The sequence below is a fragment of the Staphylococcus sp. HMSC065D05 genome, from assembly GCF_001813195.1.
In the GTDB taxonomy this organism is placed as follows: Bacteria; Bacillota; Bacilli; order Staphylococcales; family Staphylococcaceae; genus Staphylococcus; species Staphylococcus epidermidis.
The window spans coordinates 1-21,781 of sequence record NZ_KV811722.1; the positions used below are offsets into that span (position 1 = coordinate 1).

The following is a 21,781-nucleotide window of genomic DNA, read 5'->3' on the forward strand; positions in this document are numbered from 1 at the left end:
GTACTGAAATTCTCTGTGTTGGGGCCCCGAACCCAACTGTGGAATTGTTGTATAACATACTATAAATTAAAGAAGCTTGTGACATGTTTGTGTCTCAAGCTTCTTTAAATATATTCAATTTTGCTAAGAGAGGTTTATATGGTTTGTAGTATTGCAAGCCAAAACAACATAGCGAAATAAATAGTAAGTATTGTTTTATATTGATACATTAAACCCAAAAAGTCTATAATCATAGATTGTGCCAAAAAGTGGTATGGTGTACGACTTCCAATGCCATCGAAAGAAAGATGAGCTTTTTTAGCAAATTTAAGCGCTCTTAAAACATGAAATTGACTTGTTACACACAACATCTGACTTGAAGTAGGCATCATCGAATGAATGATAGATTTAGAATATAAGAAATTGGTTCGTGTATTCGTGGATTGATTCTCCATAAATATATAATTTTCCGGAACGTTGTGAGCTATAAGGTATCTTTTCATCGCAAGTGCTTCTGAAATTGGTTCGTCAGGACCTTGGCCACCACTTACAATGATGATAGGTTTAGTTCGTTGTGAATGATAAACGGATAAAGCTTTATCAAGTCTTGCAGCAAGAAGTGTAGTCACTTCTTCAGAGAAAATTCCAGCTCCAAGCACCATAATTAACTTTACGTGTTTATGATATTGATGATTTTCAAAAGCTGTAGACCAAGATAGGTAGCCGATAAACGAGTAAATTGTACTAAATGCAATGGTTGCGACCCATAAAGCTAAGCTATTAATGATAATTAGGGGAATAGTACTTATATATAAACAACTCACAGCAAATAGCCCCATAGTATAAAAATGGTGACTAAGTTTTAAAATAAAAAAACGACCTGTTTGCAACTTGAAAATATAACGATATTTAATCAATAACAGTATCATTGCTACAATTACAATGATAAACATTTCATATGGTATTGATACAGTTACCACATGATAAGTCATCATAACAAAACCAATGATGGTATATAAGATAAAACTAAATAAATTAAGAGTAAACGATTGTTTCGTATATAATGAAACAATAAGTAATAATTCGATTAGAAAACATAAAAAAAGTAACATTGTTTTGATACCTCAGTAGTTATATTACTTATAAATTTAGCTTATGAAATTATAATTAGCAATGTTTATGAATATGGCAATTTTAATACATATTTATGGTTTAAATTTTAAGGTATTATTGCTATGATTTAAAAGGATTAAACATAATTTTTTTATATAAATCGTTTAGATTAATTAGGGGATAAAAATGGTAAGAAGAATAGAAGATCACATCTCATTTTTAGAAAAATTTATTAATGATGTTAATACATTAACAGCAAAGTTACTTAAAGACTTGCAAACTGAGTATGGCATATCAGCTGAGCAATCTCATGTGTTAAATATGCTAAGTATAGAGGCGTTAACTGTGGGGCAAATTACAGAGAAACAAGGTGTTAATAAAGCTGCTGTTAGTCGAAGAGTCAAAAAATTGCTCAATGCTGAATTAGTTAAATTAGAAAAACCACATTCCAATACTGACCAACGTCTTAAAATAATTAAATTATCTAATAAAGGAAAGAAATATATTAAAGAGAGAAAAGCGATTATGAGCCATATTGCTAGTGATATGACGAGTGACTTTGACAGTAAGGAAATTGAAAAAGTTAGACAGGTTTTAGAAATTATCGACTATCGTATACAATCTTATACTTCTAAACTTTGATAGAATCAGTGAAAGAGCCTATACAGTTAGAGACGAATAGGAATATAATAATATGAGTGGGGAAATAAGAAAATGAGACTAAATCTGTATGTTTTTGACTAGCGTTTATTTATATAATTTAGATAAGTCTGTAACTTTCTTTTAATGGAATTACAATGAAAACTACATGTAATGGAAATTGTATTTTATCATTGCTAAATGTAAAATATATCGAGTAGGTAATGTGTTTATGACATGTAAATATAATCATAATGTAGTGAGATGAGTAGAGGTGATAAAATGAGTCAATGCCCAAATTGTGGTCATCAAGTGAAAGATGATACATCGCAATGTCCAAACTGTGGGCAACTATTAACTAAGAAGAAAAAAAGAAAGATTAAAGACCAATCATCTCAATCGAGTAATGAGAATTCTACCAATATACGTCTTCGTAAAATTGTTCCGATAGGTATTAGTGTATTTATCTTAATACTTATTATCGTGTTATTTTTCCTTTTAAGAAATTATAATTCTCCTAATGCACAAGCTAAGATATTAGTTAATGCTGTAGATAATAATGATGCACAAAAAGTTGCTACATTATTGAGTACTAAAAATAAAAAAGTAGACGATGTTGAAGCGCAACAATATATTAATTATGTAAAAAAAGAAGTAGGTATTAAGAAGTATATTCGAGATATCAATAATACTGTAGATAAATTGAATAAAAGTAATTCAAGCGTGGCATCTTATATACAAACGAAAAGTGGACAAGATGTACTTAAAATAAGTAAAAATGGTACAAAGTATTTAATTTTTGATAATATGAGTTTCACAGCTCCGACAAAAAAGCCAATTATTAAACCTAAAGTAGAAACTAAATATGAATTTAGAACAAGTGGAAAAAAGAAAACTGTCATTGCTGAAGCAAATAAAAATACACCTTTGGGTGAATTTATTCCTGGTACATATCATTTACCATCTAAGAAAATTACAGAAAACGGTACATTCAATGGGCATTTAAATTTTGACTTTAGAGAAAGTCATTCTGAAACCGTAGATGTAGCTGAAGATTATGATCAATCATTTATCAATATCAAATTTAAGGGTGCTAGTAAATTAAGTGATAAATCAGAAAAAGTTCAAATCAATGACCGTACATTCACTTATTCTCATTCTAAAGAATTTGGTCCTTATCCAAAAACAAAAGATATAACGATTTCTGCAACTGGTAAGGCAAAAGGTAAGACGTTTAGTTCTGAGACGAAAACAATTAGTGCAGACGATTTGAAAGATAATACGAAAGTTACATTGGAATTTGATAGTGATAAAATAAATAGCTATGTTGAAAAGAAAGAAAAAGAAGAAAATAGTTTGAAAAATAAATTAACTGAATTTTTTACTGGTTATGCAACGGCTATGAATTCAGCATTTAATATGAATGATTTTAACTTTATATCGAGTTATTTTAAAAAGAATTCGTCTATATACACATCAATGAAAAGTAATTTCCAAAATCGAACGAACGTCACTATGATATCTCCACAAGTGTTAAGTGTTCATCGAAGCGGACATACTGTAAGAACAACTATTCAACATATTGATCATATAGGGAATTATATAAATAAAGATTATGAATTAGAAATAGATAATGATGATAGTAATATGCAGTTGGTTAAAGAATTATAAAAACAAAATGGATTTTATCAAACATTCAAAATATTTTTGTTAAAGGGGGAGGAAGCTTGAAAAGGGTGTATCAGTCAGAAAATCAATCATTTCTTTTTATTGTTATATTAGGTTCATTAACAGCATTTGGCCCATTGGCTATTGATATGTTTTTACCTGGACTACCTAATATTAGTCATGATTTTGATATTTCTGCATCTACAACTCAGCTCACTATCTCCTTTTTTATGATTGGATTAGCGTTAGGAAATTTTTTGGCTGGACCCATATCTGATATTACTGGTAGAAAAAAACCATTAATTTTCTCACTGATTATTTTTACTATTGCGAGTTTAGGTATTATATTCGTCACAAATATATGGATTATGATTATTTTACGATTTATTCAAGGATTAACTGGTGGTGCAGGTGCAGTCATCTCAAGAGCTATTGCTAGTGATATGTACTCTGGTAATGCGCTAACTAAATTTTTATCATTATTAATGCTCGTCAATGGTATTGCACCAATTATCGCACCTGCGCTTGGCGGTATCATTTTAAATTATGGGCCATGGCGAATTGTATTTGTAATACTAACAATGTTTGGGATTGTCATGTTAATAGGGACTTTATTTAAAGTACCTGAGTCGCTTGAAAAGAGCCTAAGAGTAAATAGTAACATAGGTACAATGCTAATCAATTTCAAAGAACTTTTTAAAACCCCCCGCTTTGTATTACCCATGTTGATACAAGGGGTGTCATTTGTATTGCTATTTACTTATATTTCTGCATCGCCTTTTATAGTTCAAACAATTTATGGTTTAACGCCATTAAACTTCAGTATTATGTTTGCTTTTATAGGCGTTACCCTCATTATTTCAAGCCAATTAACCGGAAAACTTGTTGACTATATAGATAGGTTACTGTTGCTAAGAATCATGTCTACTATACAAGTTATTGGTGTTATAATCGTATCACTAACGTTACTCAACCATTGGACTTTTTGGATACTTTCTTGTGGCTTTGTGATTTTAGTGGCACCAGTTACAGGGATTGCAACGTTAGGATTTTCGATAGCAATGGATGAGAGTAAAGGGGCCAAAGGTAGTTCTTCAAGTTTGTTGGGATTGTTCCAAACTTTACTTGGTGGCATCATCTCTCCACTTGTTGGTATTAAGGGAGAGAGTAATGCGATACCTTATATAATCGTTATCGTTATTACAGCAATAATTCTTATGATTTTACAGTTGGTTAATGTGAAGATATTTAAAAAAGCTAAAATTCATTGATAAAATTGAGTGATTTTTCAATGAGTTTTAGCTTTTTATCGTTGTAATTTAATTGTATTTGCTAAAAGAACTTGAGCAACCTCTTGAGGAGATTCGAGGCATCCATTACGTAACCAATCGATAAATACACCTGCTTGACCACCAACTGAATAAATGATAAACATACGTTTATTATTTATTGAGGTTTCATATCTATCCATGACTTTTTCATAACATGTTTTAGTGGCGTTAATGTAATCTAATGCAATATCTTTATTAGGATATGTTACAAGCGTTGCTCTGTAGAACGCTTCTTTACGTTTAATATATTTGGCTATCAATAAGAAAAATTTATATAATTTTTTTTGATCTGTTTTGATATGATGAAAATCGTTATAGAAGGCTTGTAGTAATGACATATATTTGTTTAAATGATAATTTTGAATCTTATCTAGTAATTGATATTTATCTTGAAAATGATCATAAAAAGTAGAGCGATTCACGCCACTATAAGCACATATCATTTTAATGGTTATTTCATCAAAAGGATAGTATTCTAAAAGTTCGATTAAACTTTTTATTATTTTATATTTCGCACGTTGTTTCATATATTCACCTAAATCAAAAAGAAAATTTAAATAAATAAACTCTAAACCAACACAATTATTAAAAATGTTGGTGTATTTTTTATTTACACATCTCTATAATAGATAAAGTGAATTTTAAAAGCAAATAGGAGGGTATATTCATGAAAAAAATGATATTAATCAATGTGATTACTATCATTGTCCTAGTTGTTATTGGTGTGTTAGGCTTTTGGTTCTGGCATAACACAACAAGTTATGTGACAACTGACAATGCAAAAGTTGATGGAGATCAAATAAAAATCTCAAGTCCTGCATCTGGACAAATTAAATCTCTTAATGTTAAGCAAGGAGACAAACTTGATAAAGGTGATAAAGTAGCAGAAGTTTTAGCACAAGGCCAAGATGGGCAATCAAAAGATATGAACATCAAAATGCCACAAAAAGGTACGATTGTTAAAACAGATGGTATCGAAGGTTCTATGACTCAAGCAGGGAACCCAATTGCATATGCATATAATTTAGATGATCTATATATAACAGCTAATGTAGATGAAAAAGATATTTCTGACGTGGAAAAAGGCAACGATGTTGATGTAGATATCGACGGTCAAAAAGCATCAATCAAAGGTAAGGTTGAAGAAGTAGGCCAAGCGACTGCAGCTAGCTTTTCATTGATGCCTTCATCAAATAGCGACGGTAACTATACGAAAGTTTCTCAGGTAGTACCCGTAAAAATCTCTTTAGATTCTAATCCATCTAAAAATGTTGTCCCAGGTATGAACGCTGAAGTTAAAATTCATAAAAATTAAGGGGGTCATTTTATGACAGCGACCTTCATTATTATATATATTGTAGTAGCGCTCATACTCATTGGTTTTATTAATTTCTTTTTAATTAAGCGTAAAAGAAAAAATAAAGACAAAAGAGTGGAACAACGTTCGACAATAGATTCTAAGAGAGAAAGTAATCAATCTAAATTTAAAGCAAGCGATTTAGAACAAACAACTAAGTCAAATACTGATTCAACGCAATCAAACGATATTGAAGATGAAAAACGAAAAAATCACTTTGACTCAGAAATAGATAATGCATCTCAATCTATCAATACAGATAGTAAAGAGGATAGAAACGCGTTAAGTCATAAGAACCAAGAGGAAGATGACGCATCGAGCGATGTGTTGAACCCTATCGATCCAAATTCTACTGAAGGTAGAGTTAATGAAAGAATTAAAAATCAAGAGACTAACTTTATTTTTGGTAAAGGTATAACTAGAGGTAAAATATTAGCGGCAATGTTATTTGGTATGTTTATCGCGATTCTAAACCAAACTCTATTAAATGTTGCATTGCCTAAAATAAACACAGAGTTTAATATTTCTGCCTCAACTGGTCAATGGTTAATGACTGGTTTTATGTTAGTGAACGGTATTTTAATACCTATTAGTGCCTTTTTATTTAATAAATATTCTTATAGAAAATTGTTTATTATAGGTTTAGCACTATTTACGTTAGGTTCCTTAGTTTGTGCAATCTCATTTAATTTCCCAATTATGATGAGTGGACGTGTATTACAAGCCATAGGCGCAGGTATATTGATGCCGTTAGGTTCTAACGTTATTGTTACCATTTTCCCACCTGAAAAACGCGGTGTGGCAATGGGGACAATGGGCATTGCAATGATATTAGCACCTGCAATCGGTCCAACACTTTCAGGTTATATTGTGCAAAATTATCATTGGAATGTGATGTTTTACGGCATGTTCTTTATAGGTATTATTGCTATCGTAATTGGTCTGTTTTGGTTTAAGTTGTATCAAAGTACGACAAATCCGAAAGCAGATATCCCTGGAATTATTTATAGTACGATTGGATTTGGTTCCTTATTATATGGTTTCTCAGAAGCCGGTAATAAAGGATGGGGATCAACCGAGATTGTAACAATGTTTATTGTTGGTACGGTTTTCATTATCTTCTTTATTTTAAGAGAACTAAGAATGAAAGCGCCAATGTTGAACTTGGAAGTATTAAAATATCCAACTTATACACTTACAACTATTATCAATATGATTGTGATGATGAGTTTATACGGAGGAATGATTTTACTTCCATTATATTTACAAAATCTTAGAGGTTTTTCAGCATTAGACTCTGGATTATTACTATTGCCAGGTGCATTAGTCATGGGAGCATTAGGTCCGGTGGCAGGTAAATTGTTAGATACAATCGGTATTAAACCATTAGCAATATTTGGTATTGGTATTATGACGTATGCGACATGGGAATTAAGTAAATTAAACATGGATACAACATATCTTCATATTATGTGGATATATATTGTGCGTTCATTTGGTATGGCGTTTATAATGATGCCTATTATGACAGCAGGTATGAATGCTTTACCATCACGCTTAATTTCTCATGGTAATGCGTTTGTTAATACAATGAGACAATTAGCTGGTTCAATTGGTACAGCTGTTTTGGTTACGGTTATGACGACACAACAAACAAATCATCTTTCTGCTTTTAGTGAAGAGTTAGATAAAACGAATCCCGTCATTCAAGACCATATGCGTGAACTTGCCCAACAGTATGGTGGTGAGTCAGCAGCAATGAAAGTATTACTCGAACATGTCAATAAACTTGCATCTGTAGAAGGTGTAAATGATGCATTTATTGTTGCTACAATTATTAGTGCGATTGCACTGATATTAAGCTTGTTCTTACAGGGCAAGAAAAAGGCTCAATTATCAGCTGAAAAAGCAAATGCTGAAGATTATCCTTCGCAACAAGATAAATAATTAAGAGATGTAAATAACCACCTACGACGTTAAGAGCGTCTAGGTGGTTATTTTTATAAAAAGACAAATTCTATATTATTTCAATAGAATTTGTCTTTTTCACTTATCCAGAAACTTTATGTCGCGGAATCATAAACAAAAGAGATGATTCTCGTATTAAAAGAACATTAAAATCAGCTTTATTTAATACGTGGTAAACGATTACGGAAAAACAAACTTACAATCAATAACGCAATACTACATCCAATGAGTATCAGTGCATTGTGAATCGCATCTGCTTCAGTTAATACTTGTTCTGGTGATACTGTTAAATAATATTGTTTTAGAGATTCGGAAATTTTCTGAGCAATTGTATGTATGATATAACTGAAATACAATGTAATGACTAGCATAATAGCTAAAAGTAATATATTGACTACTTTAAGTGCTGTGCGATTAAAAATAATTGTAATTACGGTTACAAACAAACTAATAAGACATAGGACAAAGAAAATATTAAATATAATGATGAGATTATCGACAGACTGTTGTAATTGATCAATATTACCTAAATTTAAATTGCCGATTTGCGTAACGGTATCTTGAAAATTTCTTAATTGATGAAAATTTATAGTTTCATTTACAAATGAAATTTTAAATATAGGTTGTTTAAGCATGCTATAGCCAGTAATAGCAGTTAATACTAAAACGAAAACTTGAATAATGAGACTTACCCATGAGCGTTTCTTTTTACCATATCTTTTCCCACGATGGATCTCTTGATGCTCAAATTGAGAGTTGAATTGTTTTTGGTTTTGTAATGTTTCAGACATTTAAATGCCTCCTTTAGATGCAAATTTACTAAGTTTATCTTTTTAATTTTATGTCTGTTATAATTGGGTTTAATCTAGTATCCTAAGTATTGATTAAAAAATATTTCTTTAAAATGACATACTTATCATTATATCTTTTTTTTGCAAAGGTATATAGATATTTAAACAAATTATTTCTTAAATTTAAAATTTTAAATAGAGGTAGGTAGATTGATTAATGAAAAATAGAATGATGAATCGCGTGGTTAATAAATACATCCTTCACAATAGATCGATATTTTTTAGTAGTCATGATGAAGTTAAAAAATTTTTAGAAAAGAGAAGTATCGAAAATAGTAAAAAACATCAGCAACCTGCGACACTTAATGTAAAGTCAAATTTAGATAAACTTACTCTTAATGATATGCAAGTGTTTAGATTTAATTTTAGACATGAGAAGAATCAAAAGATACTCTATCTGCATGGTGGATATAATACTTTGCAACCTTCTCCATTTCATTGGAGACTTTTGGATAAACTAACTTTAAATACATTGCATGAGGTCGTTTTACCTATCTATCCCAAGTCACCGGATTATCACTACTTAGAAACGTTCAAAGCGATTCGTGACGTTTATAATCAATTAGTTGAAGAAGTTGGTGCGGACAACATTGTTATGATGGGGGATGGTTCTGGTGGGGGACTAGCATTAAGTTTTGTTCAATCACTTATCAATGATAATCAAGAAGTGCCTAGAAAGTTATTTTTACTTTCACCACTTTTAGATGCCACTTTAACTAATCCTAATATTACGCAAACGTTGGAAGAAAATGATATCTTAGTTAGTCGATTTGGTGTTCATCAACTCATGAAATCTTGGGCAAATGATTTACCTTTATCAGACGCGCGTATATCACCATTATATGGTACTCTAAAAGGGTTGCCACCTATATATATGTATGGAGGTGGCAGAGAAATATTAAGCCCAGACATGCATGCATTTACTCATGCTCTAGAGGAATGTGGGAACGATGTTGAGTTTAAAGAGTATCCTAAAATGGTGCATGATTTTCCTTTCTATCCCATACGCCAATCCCACAAGGTGTTAAAACACATCACTAAATCAATTTTAGAGTAGGAATTGAATAGATTGCTAACTGAATTTTAAAAGTGATATGAATGTTGTTCTAAAAGGAAGGATGAAGTCAATTACCAATGCTATGCTTATCAACTGGTGATGAATGAGATAATCATTTTGTTTAAACAATAGTATTTATTAAAGGAAAGTTTATATTTTGCTGATGATATCATATTTGCCTTTATTTACATAGTAAGTTGATAGAAATGATTCGAAGTCCTTTGACTGATTTATTTGGTGAATAATATCTTCTTGTAAAGAGAATTGTTTACTTTGAATTTGTTTTTGATAGTCATGACAGTGATCTAGTAAGACATTCTCATGGCTAGTGTCGATAAGTAATAAAAGGTAATCAATTGCTTCTTTTTGGCCTAGAATATAGCTCATTTTCATAGCACGCTTCATCAATTGAGATGCTGGGCCGTTCATAAACAAATATTGTTGTTCATTTAATTCTGACAATTCGTATTTTACAGTGTCTTTTAAATTCATGAGCTCTATTACTAATTTTTCTCTTATAGACATTATTATTCTCCTTTATATGGTATTCCAATTGAGTGGCCTAATTGTGCTGGCCATTCAATTTTTTCTTGCTTATGAGCATAATCTTGTATGGCATTCAGATAATGTTTTGGAAATGGTGCAGCACGACGTTGTGTCCTATCTATTCCTAACATCATAACCTCATTGGTTGCAACAACTTCTTGATTATCAATTAACATTCTCAGAAAGAAATGAGTTCGTTTGTCATCGTAATTATAAAGGAATAACTCTATATTGAATTCTTGACCAAGTGTTAATTCATGTAAAAAAGTAGTATGTGTTTCAACAGTAAAAACTGTATACTGTAGACGGTCTCTCTCTGGTAATGATAAACCATGAACCTCATTGAATTTATTAATGACTTCGCTAAAAATAATATTATAATATGCGTCATGCATATGATTATTATCATCTATAGCATCTTCTGTCACAGTTCGGGTTACGGTAAATGTCTTGTTCATTTATTTAACCTCCTTAGTTATAACACTATACTAACCGAAAAGAGCACATACATGTAACATAATTCATGATAAAATGTAATTTATAAAGTATGAGGGGGTAAGAAAGATGACGGTGACCGTTAGATTTCAATCTTTATCGCAACCTCTTACATTAGTTTCAAATGTGAAAGAGATTCCTAAAGATGCAACGATTATATGGTATGATTTTGAAAATGCCACTGATGAAGAAAATGAGTATTTAAAAAATCATTTTGATTTCAATTACTTAGAAATAGATGATGCTATCAATGGTGACCCACGAGTTAAATATAAAGAATATGACGCGTATCAATATATGATATTTCATAGTATTATTAATGATGATTACTCACCAATCTCACTAAGTGTATTTTTAGAAGGTAATGTTTTAGTGACATACCATCACAAACATTTCCCATCATTAAAGCGTGTAGCTCAATACAATGCAGAAAATCATGATAGTGAATTAGATTGTGCAGATATCGTCATTCATATTCTGGATTGTATGGTGGATAAATATTTTAACTTTGTTTATGGTATTGAAGATAAAGTGTATAATTTTGAAGACAAGCATGTCGATGACCGCTATAGTAAGAGCGTTATGGAAAATGTTTTTCAATTACGTTCGGATTTAATTAAAATTAAACGCGTATTATTTCCGATGCAAGAAGTTGTAGATACAATGAAACAAGAAGGAAATATAATTAAAGATGCCAAACATAGAATGTATATTCAACATATTGATGATCATCTTATTAAACAAAGAAGTGTTATTCGGACTTCTCAAGAAATGACGAATGAGATTCGTGAAAATTATGAATCATTCACGTCATTTAGGATGAACAGTATAATGCAGATACTTACGCTTGTATCTGTTATATTCTCACCACTCACTTTTATTGCTGGTGTATATGGAATGAACTTCGAATTTATGCCTGAGTTGAAATGGCATTATGCTTATTTCGTGTGCTTAACTCTAATGCTAATTATAACAATAATATTAATCATATTCTTTAAAAAGAAAAAATGGTTTTAAAACTTTATATATATAAATAATTTAACAAAGGTAGGGTGTTTTAATGAGTGACTCACAAAGAGAACAGAGGAAAAATGAACATGTAGAAATCGCAATGTCACAGAAAGATGCGCTGGTTTCAGATTTTGATAAAGTGAGATTTGTTCATCATTCCATCCCCAGTATTGATGTTAGTCAGGTCGATATGACAAGTCATACAACGAAATTCGATTTGGCATACCCAATCTATATAAATGCAATGACTGGTGGAAGTGATTGGACAAAACAAATTAATGAAAAATTAGCAATTGTTGCTAGAGAAACTGGAATTGCAATGGCGGTGGGATCAACACATGCAGCTTTGCGAAATCCTAATATGATTGAAACATTTAGCATTGTGCGTAAAACAAATCCCAAAGGAACAATTTTCAGCAATGTGGGTGCCGATGTACCAGTGGATAAAGCGCTACAAGCGGTTGAATTATTAGACGCTCAAGCGCTACAAATTCATGTGAACTCTCCTCAAGAATTAGTCATGCCAGAAGGGAACCGTGAATTTGCTTCATGGATGTCGAATATTGAATCTATTGTTAAACGCGTTGATGTTCCAGTTATTATTAAAGAAGTTGGTTTCGGAATGAGTAAAGAAACATTACAAGCGTTACATGATATTGGTGTTAACTATGTTGATGTCAGTGGACGCGGAGGGACTAATTTTGTTGATATTGAAAATGAAAGACGTTCGAATAAAGATATGAATTATTTATCTCAGTGGGGACAATCTACCGTAGAATCCTTACTTGAGAGTACTGAATTTCAAGATCGATTAAATATTTTTGCTAGCGGTGGCTTACGTACGCCACTCGATGCTGTAAAATGTTTAGCATTAGGTGCAAAAGCAATAGGGATGTCTCGCCCGTTCTTAAATCAAGTAGAACAATCAGGTATTACAAATACCATCGACTATGTAGAGTCTTTTATTCAACATATGAAAAAAATTATGACGATGTTAGATGCACCGAACATTGAGTGTTTACGACAAGCAGATATCGTAATGAGTCCGGAGTTGATATCATGGATCAATCAACGTGGCCTTCATTTAAATAGAAGATAAAAAATGAAATAGTATATTGTAATAATTTCAACATACAAATAAAACGATAATTCCCAAGTGAGATTTATAGGAATTATCGTTTTTTTTATTGTTATGCCGAAATATAAGAGGTTTTTATTATAAAGCGTGTACTTATAATAAAAAAGGTGAATGGTTTAACTGAAAAGTTGAATAAAACTCATAACAATAATTACACCGATTAAGTCGATGAGGAAAGCACCAACAATAGGAACTACTAGATATGCTTTAGGAGAGTTGCCAAACTTTTTAGTGATAACATCTAAATTAGCCATCGCATTTGGTGTTGCGCCCAGACCATGACCAATAAATCCTCCTACCATAACAGCAGCGTCATAATCTTTGCCGAGTCCTTTAAATAATATGAAAATCGAGAACAGTACCATAAATACGACTTGTACAAGAACAATTATGATTAGTGGGATAGCTAAAGAATATATTTGAGTTAGTTGGATACTCATTAAAGCTAATGATAAAAAGATGCCTAATGAAATATCACCTATTTGTTCGCTCATTTTTAAATCAACGATATCCCAACCAATAAAGTCTGTAGCATTTCTAATAATTACTGCTACAAACATTGAACCAACATACATTGGAATATTAACTCCGGTTAAATCGGTAAAAGTATTGCCAATATATGTTCCTAATGCCATGCAAAATACGAGTATAGAAAATTGTATAAAAAAGACTTGAATAGGTTTATATTTTGTATGTAATGATTGATTGTATTCAACGATACCATAATTTTTAAATGAATCGTCACGATGCTCTGGCTTAAGATCATAGCGTTTTATTAAATATTTAACGATGGGACCGCCAATGAGTCCACCGAATACAAGGCCTAGTGTAGCGGCAGCTAAAGCAGCTGCAACTGCTGAATCTACACCCATATCTTGTAAGGTTTTACCATAAGCTGCAGCATTACCGTGACCACCCTCCATTGACATTGAACCTGCTGTAAGACCTAATAAAGGTTTAATGTTTAAGAGTTTAGCGAGTGATACACCAATAATATTCTGACAAATAGCCATAATTCCACAAAAAGTGAAATAAATCAACATGACTTTTCCACCAATTTTGAATAGTTTTAATGATGCGCCCAGTCCAATTGTAGTAAAGAAAGCGAGCATAAAGAAATTCTGAATGAACGCCGAGTCAAGTTTTATTTTAACGATATTAAATGAATCTAATATAGCCACTAATATTGCAAATAAAAGACCACCAATGACAGGTGCTGGAATACAGATTCGCCTTAAAATAGAAACATGGTTGATTATTGTTTGACCAATTAAATATAAAACACATGCCAAACATAATGTGGTAATTGCATCAAATTCTATCATTTAAAAGCCCCCTTTGTATGAAACCCTATATAACTAGTAATATATTAAAGTAATTCAATGTAAACCTTATAAAGTCCCATAATACACATTATACATACACAAATGAAATAAATCCAGTTTGCCAAATAATGATATAAGTAAATTATAATTATTAATTTTTATAATTTATCAATAAAAGATGACGAAATTTGTATAAAGACGTGTGTATTAATAAATTAGACACAGTACCTTGCAATGTATAGTAGTAGATGCTATAGTTATTTTGAATCACTACTGTGTATAGTTTAATACTGTTTATACGATTGAGGAGGTAGGTATATGAATGCACAGTTTAAGAAAGGTGCTTTAGAATTAATCGTTCTGCTTATTATTAAAAAAGAAGATCAGTATGGTTATTCACTTGTACAAAATATCTCGAGATACATGACCATAGCTGAAGGTACAGTTTATCCTCTACTAAGGCGTTTGGTTAAAAGCGGGGAACTGAGTACGTATTATCAACCTTCAACTGAAGGACCGTCTCGAAAGTACTATCAATTAACTCAACAAGGGGCTGCGAGGGTTGATCAATTGGAAGAGGAATGGAAATTGTTTACGGAAGCTGTAGAACATTTCATTGAGGAGAGTGAGAATGAATGAATAAAAATGATTATTTAAAAGAACTTAAAAGGCATTTGAAACATATGAATAAAGAAGAAAAAGAAGATATTTTGAATGAGTACGATACGCACTTTTATAGCGGACAGCAAGAGGGAAAGTCTGAATCAGAAGTATGTAAAGAGTTAGGTAATCCAAAAGTAATAGGTAAGGAACTTACAGCTACTTTTAGTGTAGAAAATGCACATCAAAAAGTGTCCTTAATGAATATTTCATCCGCAATTGTAGCAGTAATGGGGCTAAGTTTGCTTAACTTTTTTATTGTTATAATACCAGCTTTTTTAAGCATTCTGCTCGTATTAACCTTCATCATTTTTACTCTAGCTTCACTAGTTGCACCATTGATGTTGCTCATTAAAGGAATTATGGATGGTTTTCATTCCATTATCCTATATGACATATTTATGACTGGTTTAATGTTTGGTGTTGGACTTGTACTTGCAGTGGTGACTTACTACCTCATTAAGTGGCTATTTTACTTAACTATGAAATATTTAAAATGGAATATTTCTATTGTCAAAGGAAGTGTACAATCATGAAAAAAATTTCAGCGATAATATTATTAATAGGCTTGTCACTAATTATTATTTGTAGCGTGGGAGTATATGCACAAAATAAAAAATTGAGTAAAGACAAGCAATATAATGATCAAACAATAAATTTAATGAAAAACTATGATGATAATACTGTGAAAAGTATTTACGTTGATGGAAAAGTAAGCGATATAATTGTGAAAAAAGGTGAACATTTTTCGGTTAAGTCCAAAGGGAATGACAAAAATTTAAACGTCACTAGCAAGGTGAACAATCAACATTGGGTAATTACAGAGCGTCAAACAAGGCCGCATATTAATTTTAGAATACAAGGTCATGTTAGTAATCATATTACGATTACAGTACCTAAATATATTAAAAACATAGATATTAAGACTAATGATGGGGATTTAAATGTTGTTGGAGTAAATAGTGACACAGGAAGATTTGATACTAAATCTGGAGACATTAAAGTTCAAAACGGACGATATAAAAAGGTGACGCTTCATAATGAGGATGGAGATATTCATACGAAAGATATTCATTTTAATCATGCTGATATTCAAAATGACAATGGGGATATTCAAATGGAACAATTGCCCCCTGATATTCCTTTACGTATTAAAAATGAAGAAGGGGATATAAACTTGAATTATAAAAAAGAACTTCATCACACCCAAATCATCACTCGTAATGAAGAAGGACAAACAGACATCGATCATCGTGTGTTAAATCATAGTAAAGTTGACAATGGGAATAATAAAGTGAAATTAATTAATGAAAATGGAGATATTACAGTAAAATAAAGGCATTTTTCTATCATTAGCTCAAAATTAAGGAAACAAGTATTTTCAATAAACAATAAATAGTGTATTTTAAAATGCACTTTTCTGCAGATTTTAATTTGAATAAATTTAGAAAAAGGAAGTAGGACAAATAATAATATCCTGCTCCCTTTTTTATTTCCATGTATCGTCGGGATTTTGAAAATCTGATTTGCGCATTCTAGAGACATATGGATTGCCTTTAACAGTAAAACGTAGTGGTTTATTTGTCCATTCTCCTTTATTAGGAATACCTATTCGACCACTTTCTACAATAGTTTTTGGATATTTGCGATGATTGGTATCTATAGATAATTTACAGTCATTTAAGGTTGAGCCATCAATTGACCGTGGAATATTGAAAGCTTTAGTCCACTTTCCTGGACCATTAGTGAGCTCGTATCCAGATTTTCCACGATTGACGTTCATAGCGCCGATACCTTCATCTGGTTCAATAGCACGAATAAGTACACCTTCTGGAATGCCCTCAGTCCGTGTAACAAAGTTTATTAATAAATGCGTATGCATCACATGTGCATATATCGTGCCACCTTTTTTATATAAAGATGTCACTTTTGGCGTTATTTTGCCACCAAAACCATGTGCTGCTTTATCTTGTATACCTAAATAAGCTTCAGTTTCTACAATATATCCAGTATATGTTTGATAATCATCTTGGTATATAATTTTAACACCTAATAAAGCTTTTGCAGTTTGAGTTGTCTGCTGATTTATAAAGTCCAAATATATCATCTCTCTTTTTTATTAAAAGAATTTACTTAAAAAATTGTAAATTGAAATATTATGTTTTATATTACTATTTTTATTTAAAATACTTTTTGTTATACTTTCATTATGAGTTTTAATAGAAATAAACTCTTTTTAATGTAACAAATAATGTATTGATTTAAAACACTTGTTTTAATGACAAAATGAAAAGGAGTATATCTAATGAGAGAAAAAGTTAGATTTACACAAGCTTTTAAATTATTTTGGACTAACTATTTTAATTTTAAAGGGCGCTCACGTAGAAGTGAGTATTGGTTTGCTATGTTATGGCATTTAATTTTTATGATTCCTGCAATTATTGGTTACGCTTTTGGATTTATCTTTTTAATATCAAGTGAAACTTTTAAAAGTGAAGGATTTATCTTGTTGGGGGTAGGAATTTTAATCTTTTCTTTAATTTATATTTTTATTTATAGTTTAGTTACATTAATACCTAATGTTGCGATATTATCAAGAAGATTCCATGATCGCTCAATGACGATGACTCTTCCGATTATTTTTTATGTTTTCACTATCATTGTATCTGCTTTTAATTATATATTAAATATAGATAATTCAGCGGTATTAATATTTATGGGAATTATCTGCTTAATCTACTGGATTGGGTCGATATTAATATTAGTATTGACTTGCTTAGATAGTAAAACAGAGTCTAATAAATATGGACCAAGTCCAAAGTACAATTGCAACGAGACAAATTTCCATGGTGATAATGCTAATCCAGTTGATAAATAAAATTTAAACAATAATATAGCCCGAGACAATCAAGATTGTCTCGGGTACTTTAATTGTATTGATAGTTTTTGATTGAATTGAAAATGTTCATGTATTCAGCGTAAGCATTATCAAGTAGTTATTAATCCTTGTATGCCTTTATATGTATTTTAGCTCTTTTGTTGTCGTTCCTCTGATAACAAAAGCTCAAGTTAAGCTTTAATTATCAAGTTTAGTTATTTTTGTGATACTTATTTTGTTCTTCATGCTATATGATGATAGAAAAATACATGTTTATAGAAAACCAGAATTTATTAAACGTCATTAAGTCAATAAAAAACAACGAGTTTAGCTTAAGATTAATTTCGCTATATATTTGCTGATTCATATCACTGTGGAACTTCTTATGCATCGACGTCCTATTGCATCAATGCTGACATGTTTATTCATTTCAACTTTAATCATGGTATCGGTGATTAAAATTAAACGTCTTGAAAGGGATAACAACTTAAATCAAATATGATAATTCAGGATATTGACGACCTAATAAATCATGTAGTTCACAATATTTATGGTAAAGTGGTTCATATGCTTGAACTTTTTGGAATTCAGGTTCTTGTATATAAGCTATAGGTTGCTTCATAGATAATGCCGCCTCTTTTAATGTACTATATGCGTTACCAACAGTTGCACCTAACATCGCTGCACCTAATGCTGAAGCATTAGACGAATCTAAGACGACAACCTTTTTATTTAAGACATTTGCATAAATTTCAACGAGTAATTTACTCTTTTGTGGGATACCGCCAGATGCATATACTGTATGAACAGGGATATGATTATCTTCAAATTGTTTCATAATTAATTTTGTTCCAAATGCTGTAGCTTCAATATATGCTCGATGAATCATTTCATATGGTGTTTGAAGTGTAAGACCAAAGATACTTCCAGTTAGATGGCTATTACTTAGTATACTACGATTTCCATTCAACCAATCTAAAACAACAACATGTTGTTCTTCTATTTTAATATGACTTGCTAATTCTTCTAAATAGTTAAGCACAGGCATATGATGTTCATTTGCTTTATCCACAATATGTTTAGGTGCTTGGTTCTTTGAGTATTCGAACAAATCACCGACAGCTGGTTGACCAGCTTCATAGGCATATAATCCAGGTATAATAGCATTTTTAACTGAGCCAGTTATAGAAGAAATGGGTACTTGCTTTGAATCTAACATGAGATGACAAGTACTTGTACCAATGACTGCAGTGAATTCTCCAGCTTCTATTGCCCCAACACCTAAGACGCCAGAATGTGCATCTATGATAAAAGGTGAAACCTGGACATCTTGAGAAAGCCCCCATATCTGTTGATAGTCTTTACATAAACGACCTGCACTTTTTCCAATTGATATGATTGGCGCTTCACATTTTTCTTTGACGATTTTAGGTAAATCAGGATCCACGCTATGGAAGAACTCGTAATTAAATCCTGCATCATTGTCCCAAAAACCTTTAAAGCCAATACCACAATTTGATCGTACATTTGAATTTGTTAGTATACTAGTAATGTAATCTCCAGCTTCCATTATATACCGTGCTCTTCTAAGAATTTCTGGTGCTTCATGTTTAACTTCCATGATTTTCGGTATCATCCATTCGCTATTTACGCTTGAGCCATAATAATCTAACCAATTTTTATTCTTACTCATCTGAATCATATGGTTTGCCTCATCTTGAGCTCCATGATGTTTCCATAATTTTACGTACGCGTGTGGATTTGTCTTTAAATCTTCATGACGATGAAGCGGTTCAAATTGTTCATCGAGAAAGATAATTGTACTGCTTGTAAAGTCGACTCCAATACCAACCACATCGTTTTTATTAACTTTACTATCTTCTAATACAAATTGAACACCTTGTTCAAGAATTTGTAAATAGTCGTCAGCATTTTGTAAGAAGTAGTTTTCAGGTAACGGTTTATCATATAATGAGTTCATATAAGTTCCGTTCGCATAGTCTTCCTCATATCTTGATATGATATGTCCGTTGGATGTGTCAGCTAATATCACCCTTCCAGAAGCGGTTCCAAAATCAATTCCTATACTATAACTCATGTGTATGCCTCCTATATATAGCGTAATTGTAATCAATCATATTGTTCTGAGTCGACGATTTGATGTTTAAGTATAGTTTACATGAATGTAAGTGTTTACAAAAATAATAATTATATTTTCGAATCATCTGACATACAATTTATTTACGTTAATTGCCGAAATCTATGGAATATTACAAGAAAAAGTGTAACAATATGTAAGTGAAACACTGTTGATAAAAGTTGAATTTAAAAAGTCTTATATTGCTATTTTAAAGTATAAAGTGTTTGATTTGTTTAGCCAAAAAGCTACCCCTTTTATGGCGAACGTCTTAAAAAATCAGGGAATTGAAAGTAATGTAAGACTTTGAACGTTCTTCTATGTAAAAATTTGTCCAATTAAAAGCAGATGTTCTTATATCATTATTAACTTTTAAATCAATCGCTAGGCTGGCGATTATAAATACAAATCAAATTGATATAAGTAAGTAATTATAAACACTGTTAACTAAGGTGATGAGGGGAATTAGGACAGGTGAGATAGAGGCCTTTAGTCATTGAAATATAGTTAGAAGGGCGTTAATTTTACAAGGTTGAAAGGGAGATTATGTAATGATATCTAAAATTGAACATCAAAGACACGGTTTAGATTTAATTAAAATTGATAATGACGATACGAAAATTGTATTTACAAACTATGGTGCAAGAATTGTTTCTTGGAAATACCATGATAACAATATCGTTTTGGGGAATGTAGTAGAAGCAGATGAATTTTATTTTGAAGAACCTTTTAATTTTGGTGCTACGATAGGTCGCTATGCAGGTAGAATTGAAAATGCATCATTTAAATTAGATGATGATACTTTTCAAATAGAATCAAATGATGGTCAACATCATTTGCATGGGGGCAGTCATGGATTAAATAGACGTATTTTTGATTATGAAATAGTTGATGATATTGGACAAGTAAAGATTATATTCACAACAACGATTAAAGAAGAAGAGGACAATTATCCTGGAGATATGATGGTAAAGGTTATTCACACTTATGATGCCAATCATCGATGGTCCGTACAATATGAGGCAAAATCAACAAAAAAAACAGTATTTAATCCTTCAAATCATGTTTATTTTAATTTGAATCGTGATAACAATGTTGTGTATAACCACTGTATTAATAGTTCAGAATTAAAAATGTATATGTTAAATGATAAACATATTGTTAAAGAGGAGCAATCTCTTGATTTACATCGATTATTGGGTACAAAAAAAGTCTATTTAAAAGATATTTTTGAAAGTGACAATGAAACTTTGCAACAACAAATTAATCATTATAATGGCATTGATCATCCTTTCGAATTTGGTGGAAATGAGCTTACCATTGATAATTCTGAATTTGAACTTAATATTAAGACTGATATGCCTCACTTTGTAATGTTTACGTTTAATAATCCACAAGTTTGGAACAATGATTTTAATATTTATAAGGCGCATTCTGGATTTTCCATCGAAACTCAATATATGCCTAATGATATAAATATGTACGGCGCCAAAGCTCAGTCTATTTTAGAGGCAGATACATTATTTACATCTAAAACAAGTTTTCAAATTCATGAAAAGTAGTATTTTTATGATGATGATCATCATTCATTGCAATACATATGAGAGTCTGAGCTTAAAAGTTTCAGA

General features: G+C 31.2%; 21 protein-coding genes. 13 read left to right on the plus strand and 8 right to left on the minus strand.

The window, feature by feature from the left end:
* Positions 1-134 precede the first annotated feature (134 nt).
* Positions 135-1,091, minus strand: a complete 957-nt coding sequence (locus HMPREF2897_RS00970) for a YdcF family protein (RefSeq protein ID WP_002447226.1) — start codon at positions 1,089-1,091, stop codon at positions 135-137.
* Positions 1,092-1,278: 187 nt separating this feature from the next.
* Here HMPREF2897_RS00970 and HMPREF2897_RS00975 point away from each other — a divergent pair, with 187 nt between their 5' ends.
* The 3 genes from HMPREF2897_RS00975 to HMPREF2897_RS00985 all read left to right on the plus strand — a co-directional run bounded on the left by HMPREF2897_RS00975 (position 1,279) and on the right by HMPREF2897_RS00985 (position 4,670).
* On the plus strand, positions 1,279-1,734 hold the full coding sequence (locus HMPREF2897_RS00975; protein ID WP_002447227.1) for a MarR family transcriptional regulator TcaR: 456 nt from the start codon (positions 1,279-1,281) through the stop codon (positions 1,732-1,734).
* Positions 1,735-2,013: 279 nt separating this feature from the next.
* Positions 2,014-3,402, plus strand: coding sequence for a glycopeptide resistance protein TcaA (locus tag HMPREF2897_RS00980; protein ID WP_002475289.1), 1,389 nt, complete (start codon positions 2,014-2,016; stop codon positions 3,400-3,402).
* A gap of 56 nt (positions 3,403-3,458) precedes the next feature.
* On the plus strand, positions 3,459-4,670 hold the full coding sequence (locus tag HMPREF2897_RS00985) for a putative multidrug effflux MFS transporter TcaB (protein ID WP_032602713.1): 1,212 nt from the start codon (positions 3,459-3,461) through the stop codon (positions 4,668-4,670).
* 35 nt (positions 4,671-4,705) lie between these two features.
* Here the strand turns inward: HMPREF2897_RS00985 and HMPREF2897_RS00990 are convergent, their stop codons facing one another.
* Complete coding sequence (locus tag HMPREF2897_RS00990) at positions 4,706-5,257, minus strand: TetR/AcrR family transcriptional regulator (protein ID WP_002475293.1); 552 nt, start codon at positions 5,255-5,257, stop codon at positions 4,706-4,708.
* A gap of 140 nt (positions 5,258-5,397) precedes the next feature.
* Here HMPREF2897_RS00990 and HMPREF2897_RS00995 point away from each other — a divergent pair, with 140 nt between their 5' ends.
* On the plus strand, positions 5,398-6,045 hold the full coding sequence (locus HMPREF2897_RS00995; protein ID WP_001831502.1) for an HlyD family secretion protein: 648 nt from the start codon (positions 5,398-5,400) through the stop codon (positions 6,043-6,045).
* Positions 6,046-6,057: 12 nt separating this feature from the next.
* On the plus strand, positions 6,058-8,034 hold the full coding sequence (locus HMPREF2897_RS01000; protein WP_070592450.1) for a DHA2 family efflux MFS transporter permease subunit: 1,977 nt from the start codon (positions 6,058-6,060) through the stop codon (positions 8,032-8,034).
* Positions 8,035-8,213: 179 nt separating this feature from the next.
* Here HMPREF2897_RS01000 and HMPREF2897_RS01005 read toward each other — a convergent pair whose 3' ends face one another.
* A complete protein-coding gene (locus HMPREF2897_RS01005) occupies positions 8,214-8,846 on the minus strand; it encodes a hypothetical protein (protein ID WP_002475059.1) in 633 nt (210 codons plus the stop codon).
* A 217-nt stretch (positions 8,847-9,063) separates the two neighbouring features.
* Here HMPREF2897_RS01005 and HMPREF2897_RS01010 point away from each other — a divergent pair, with 217 nt between their 5' ends.
* A complete protein-coding gene (locus HMPREF2897_RS01010; protein ID WP_002475061.1) occupies positions 9,064-9,963 on the plus strand; it encodes an alpha/beta hydrolase in 900 nt (299 codons plus the stop codon).
* Between the two features lie 150 nt (positions 9,964-10,113).
* Here the strand turns inward: HMPREF2897_RS01010 and HMPREF2897_RS01015 are convergent, their stop codons facing one another.
* Positions 10,114-10,488, minus strand: coding sequence for a hypothetical protein (locus HMPREF2897_RS01015; RefSeq protein WP_070592452.1), 375 nt, complete (start codon positions 10,486-10,488; stop codon positions 10,114-10,116).
* A 2-nt stretch (positions 10,489-10,490) separates the two neighbouring features.
* Positions 10,491-10,967 (minus strand): thioesterase family protein, encoded by a 477-nt coding sequence (locus tag HMPREF2897_RS01020; RefSeq protein WP_002475057.1) that lies wholly within the window; start codon positions 10,965-10,967, stop codon positions 10,491-10,493.
* A 106-nt stretch (positions 10,968-11,073) separates the two neighbouring features.
* On the opposite strand from HMPREF2897_RS01020, the gene corA reads away from it, so the two are divergent.
* Both corA and fni read left to right on the plus strand, forming a co-directional pair.
* Positions 11,074-12,021: a magnesium/cobalt transporter CorA gene (corA, locus tag HMPREF2897_RS01025; protein ID WP_002490798.1), complete on the plus strand. Its 948-nt coding sequence runs from the start codon at positions 11,074-11,076 to the stop codon at positions 12,019-12,021.
* Between the two features lie 43 nt (positions 12,022-12,064).
* Positions 12,065-13,114: a type 2 isopentenyl-diphosphate Delta-isomerase gene (fni, locus tag HMPREF2897_RS01030; RefSeq protein WP_002490796.1), complete on the plus strand. Its 1,050-nt coding sequence runs from the start codon at positions 12,065-12,067 to the stop codon at positions 13,112-13,114.
* Between the two features lie 155 nt (positions 13,115-13,269).
* Here fni and gltS read toward each other — a convergent pair whose 3' ends face one another.
* Positions 13,270-14,478, minus strand: coding sequence for a sodium/glutamate symporter (gene gltS / locus HMPREF2897_RS01035; protein ID WP_002447238.1), 1,209 nt, complete (start codon positions 14,476-14,478; stop codon positions 13,270-13,272).
* A 318-nt stretch (positions 14,479-14,796) separates the two neighbouring features.
* Between gltS and HMPREF2897_RS01040 the strand changes: the two genes are divergently transcribed.
* Genes HMPREF2897_RS01040 through HMPREF2897_RS01050 form a run of 3 tightly spaced genes read left to right on the plus strand, consistent with a single transcriptional unit; the run spans position 14,797 to position 16,474 of the window.
* The gene (locus HMPREF2897_RS01040) at positions 14,797-15,117 is read left to right on the plus strand and encodes a PadR family transcriptional regulator (protein WP_002447239.1); all 321 of its coding nucleotides are present in this window, start codon (positions 14,797-14,799) and stop codon (positions 15,115-15,117) included.
* A complete protein-coding gene (locus HMPREF2897_RS01045) occupies positions 15,114-15,674 on the plus strand; it encodes a DUF1700 domain-containing protein (protein WP_002475769.1) in 561 nt (186 codons plus the stop codon). The genes HMPREF2897_RS01040 and HMPREF2897_RS01045 overlap by 4 nt, the downstream gene beginning before the upstream one ends.
* A complete protein-coding gene (locus tag HMPREF2897_RS01050) occupies positions 15,671-16,474 on the plus strand; it encodes a DUF4097 family beta strand repeat-containing protein (protein ID WP_070592454.1) in 804 nt (267 codons plus the stop codon). Before HMPREF2897_RS01045 ends, HMPREF2897_RS01050 begins: the two co-directional genes overlap by 4 nt.
* 153 nt (positions 16,475-16,627) lie before the next feature.
* Here HMPREF2897_RS01050 and HMPREF2897_RS01055 read toward each other — a convergent pair whose 3' ends face one another.
* On the minus strand, positions 16,628-17,236 hold the full coding sequence (locus tag HMPREF2897_RS01055) for a DNA-3-methyladenine glycosylase (RefSeq protein ID WP_002457274.1): 609 nt from the start codon (positions 17,234-17,236) through the stop codon (positions 16,628-16,630).
* A 207-nt stretch (positions 17,237-17,443) separates the two neighbouring features.
* On the opposite strand from HMPREF2897_RS01055, the gene HMPREF2897_RS01060 reads away from it, so the two are divergent.
* Complete coding sequence (locus HMPREF2897_RS01060; protein WP_002447243.1) at positions 17,444-18,016, plus strand: DUF805 domain-containing protein; 573 nt, start codon at positions 17,444-17,446, stop codon at positions 18,014-18,016.
* A 487-nt stretch (positions 18,017-18,503) separates the two neighbouring features.
* Here HMPREF2897_RS01060 and HMPREF2897_RS01065 read toward each other — a convergent pair whose 3' ends face one another.
* Entirely contained in the window at positions 18,504-20,114 is a 1,611-nt protein-coding gene (locus HMPREF2897_RS01065; RefSeq protein WP_002490790.1) for a ribulokinase, read from the minus strand.
* Between the two features lie 590 nt (positions 20,115-20,704).
* Between HMPREF2897_RS01065 and HMPREF2897_RS01070 the strand changes: the two genes are divergently transcribed.
* Positions 20,705-21,715, plus strand: a complete 1,011-nt coding sequence (locus HMPREF2897_RS01070; RefSeq protein ID WP_070592455.1) for an aldose epimerase family protein — start codon at positions 20,705-20,707, stop codon at positions 21,713-21,715.
* Positions 21,716-21,781: the final 66 nt, after the last annotated feature.

Excerpts from the sequence above, each read along its gene's own strand:
- HMPREF2897_RS01045 (WP_002475769.1), top strand. The coding sequence starts at position 15,114 with ATGAATAAAAATGATTATTTAAAAGAACTTAAAAGGCATTTGAAACAT.
- HMPREF2897_RS01060 (WP_002447243.1), top strand. The coding sequence starts at position 17,444 with ATGAGAGAAAAAGTTAGATTTACACAAGCTTTTAAATTATTTTGGACT.
- HMPREF2897_RS00995 (WP_001831502.1), top strand. The coding sequence starts at position 5,398 with ATGAAAAAAATGATATTAATCAATGTGATTACTATCATTGTCCTAGTT.
- HMPREF2897_RS01070 (WP_070592455.1), top strand. The coding sequence starts at position 20,705 with ATGATATCTAAAATTGAACATCAAAGACACGGTTTAGATTTAATTAAA.
- HMPREF2897_RS00990 (WP_002475293.1), bottom strand. The coding sequence starts at position 5,257 with ATGAAACAACGTGCGAAATATAAAATAATAAAAAGTTTAATCGAACTT.
- HMPREF2897_RS01020 (WP_002475057.1), bottom strand. The coding sequence starts at position 10,967 with ATGAACAAGACATTTACCGTAACCCGAACTGTGACAGAAGATGCTATA.
- HMPREF2897_RS01010 (WP_002475061.1), top strand. The coding sequence starts at position 9,064 with ATGAAAAATAGAATGATGAATCGCGTGGTTAATAAATACATCCTTCAC.
- HMPREF2897_RS01040 (WP_002447239.1), top strand. The coding sequence starts at position 14,797 with ATGAATGCACAGTTTAAGAAAGGTGCTTTAGAATTAATCGTTCTGCTT.
- HMPREF2897_RS00970 (WP_002447226.1), bottom strand. The coding sequence starts at position 1,091 with ATGTTACTTTTTTTATGTTTTCTAATCGAATTATTACTTATTGTTTCA.
- HMPREF2897_RS01050 (WP_070592454.1), top strand. The coding sequence starts at position 15,671 with ATGAAAAAAATTTCAGCGATAATATTATTAATAGGCTTGTCACTAATT.
- corA (WP_002490798.1), top strand. The coding sequence starts at position 11,074 with ATGACGGTGACCGTTAGATTTCAATCTTTATCGCAACCTCTTACATTA.
- gltS (WP_002447238.1), bottom strand. The coding sequence starts at position 14,478 with ATGATAGAATTTGATGCAATTACCACATTATGTTTGGCATGTGTTTTA.
- fni (WP_002490796.1), top strand. The coding sequence starts at position 12,065 with ATGAGTGACTCACAAAGAGAACAGAGGAAAAATGAACATGTAGAAATC.
- HMPREF2897_RS01015 (WP_070592452.1), bottom strand. The coding sequence starts at position 10,488 with ATGTCTATAAGAGAAAAATTAGTAATAGAGCTCATGAATTTAAAAGAC.
- HMPREF2897_RS01065 (WP_002490790.1), bottom strand. The coding sequence starts at position 20,114 with ATGAGTTATAGTATAGGAATTGATTTTGGAACCGCTTCTGGAAGGGTG.
- HMPREF2897_RS01005 (WP_002475059.1), bottom strand. The coding sequence starts at position 8,846 with ATGTCTGAAACATTACAAAACCAAAAACAATTCAACTCTCAATTTGAG.
- HMPREF2897_RS00975 (WP_002447227.1), top strand. The coding sequence starts at position 1,279 with ATGGTAAGAAGAATAGAAGATCACATCTCATTTTTAGAAAAATTTATT.
- HMPREF2897_RS01000 (WP_070592450.1), top strand. The coding sequence starts at position 6,058 with ATGACAGCGACCTTCATTATTATATATATTGTAGTAGCGCTCATACTC.
- HMPREF2897_RS00980 (WP_002475289.1), top strand. The coding sequence starts at position 2,014 with ATGAGTCAATGCCCAAATTGTGGTCATCAAGTGAAAGATGATACATCG.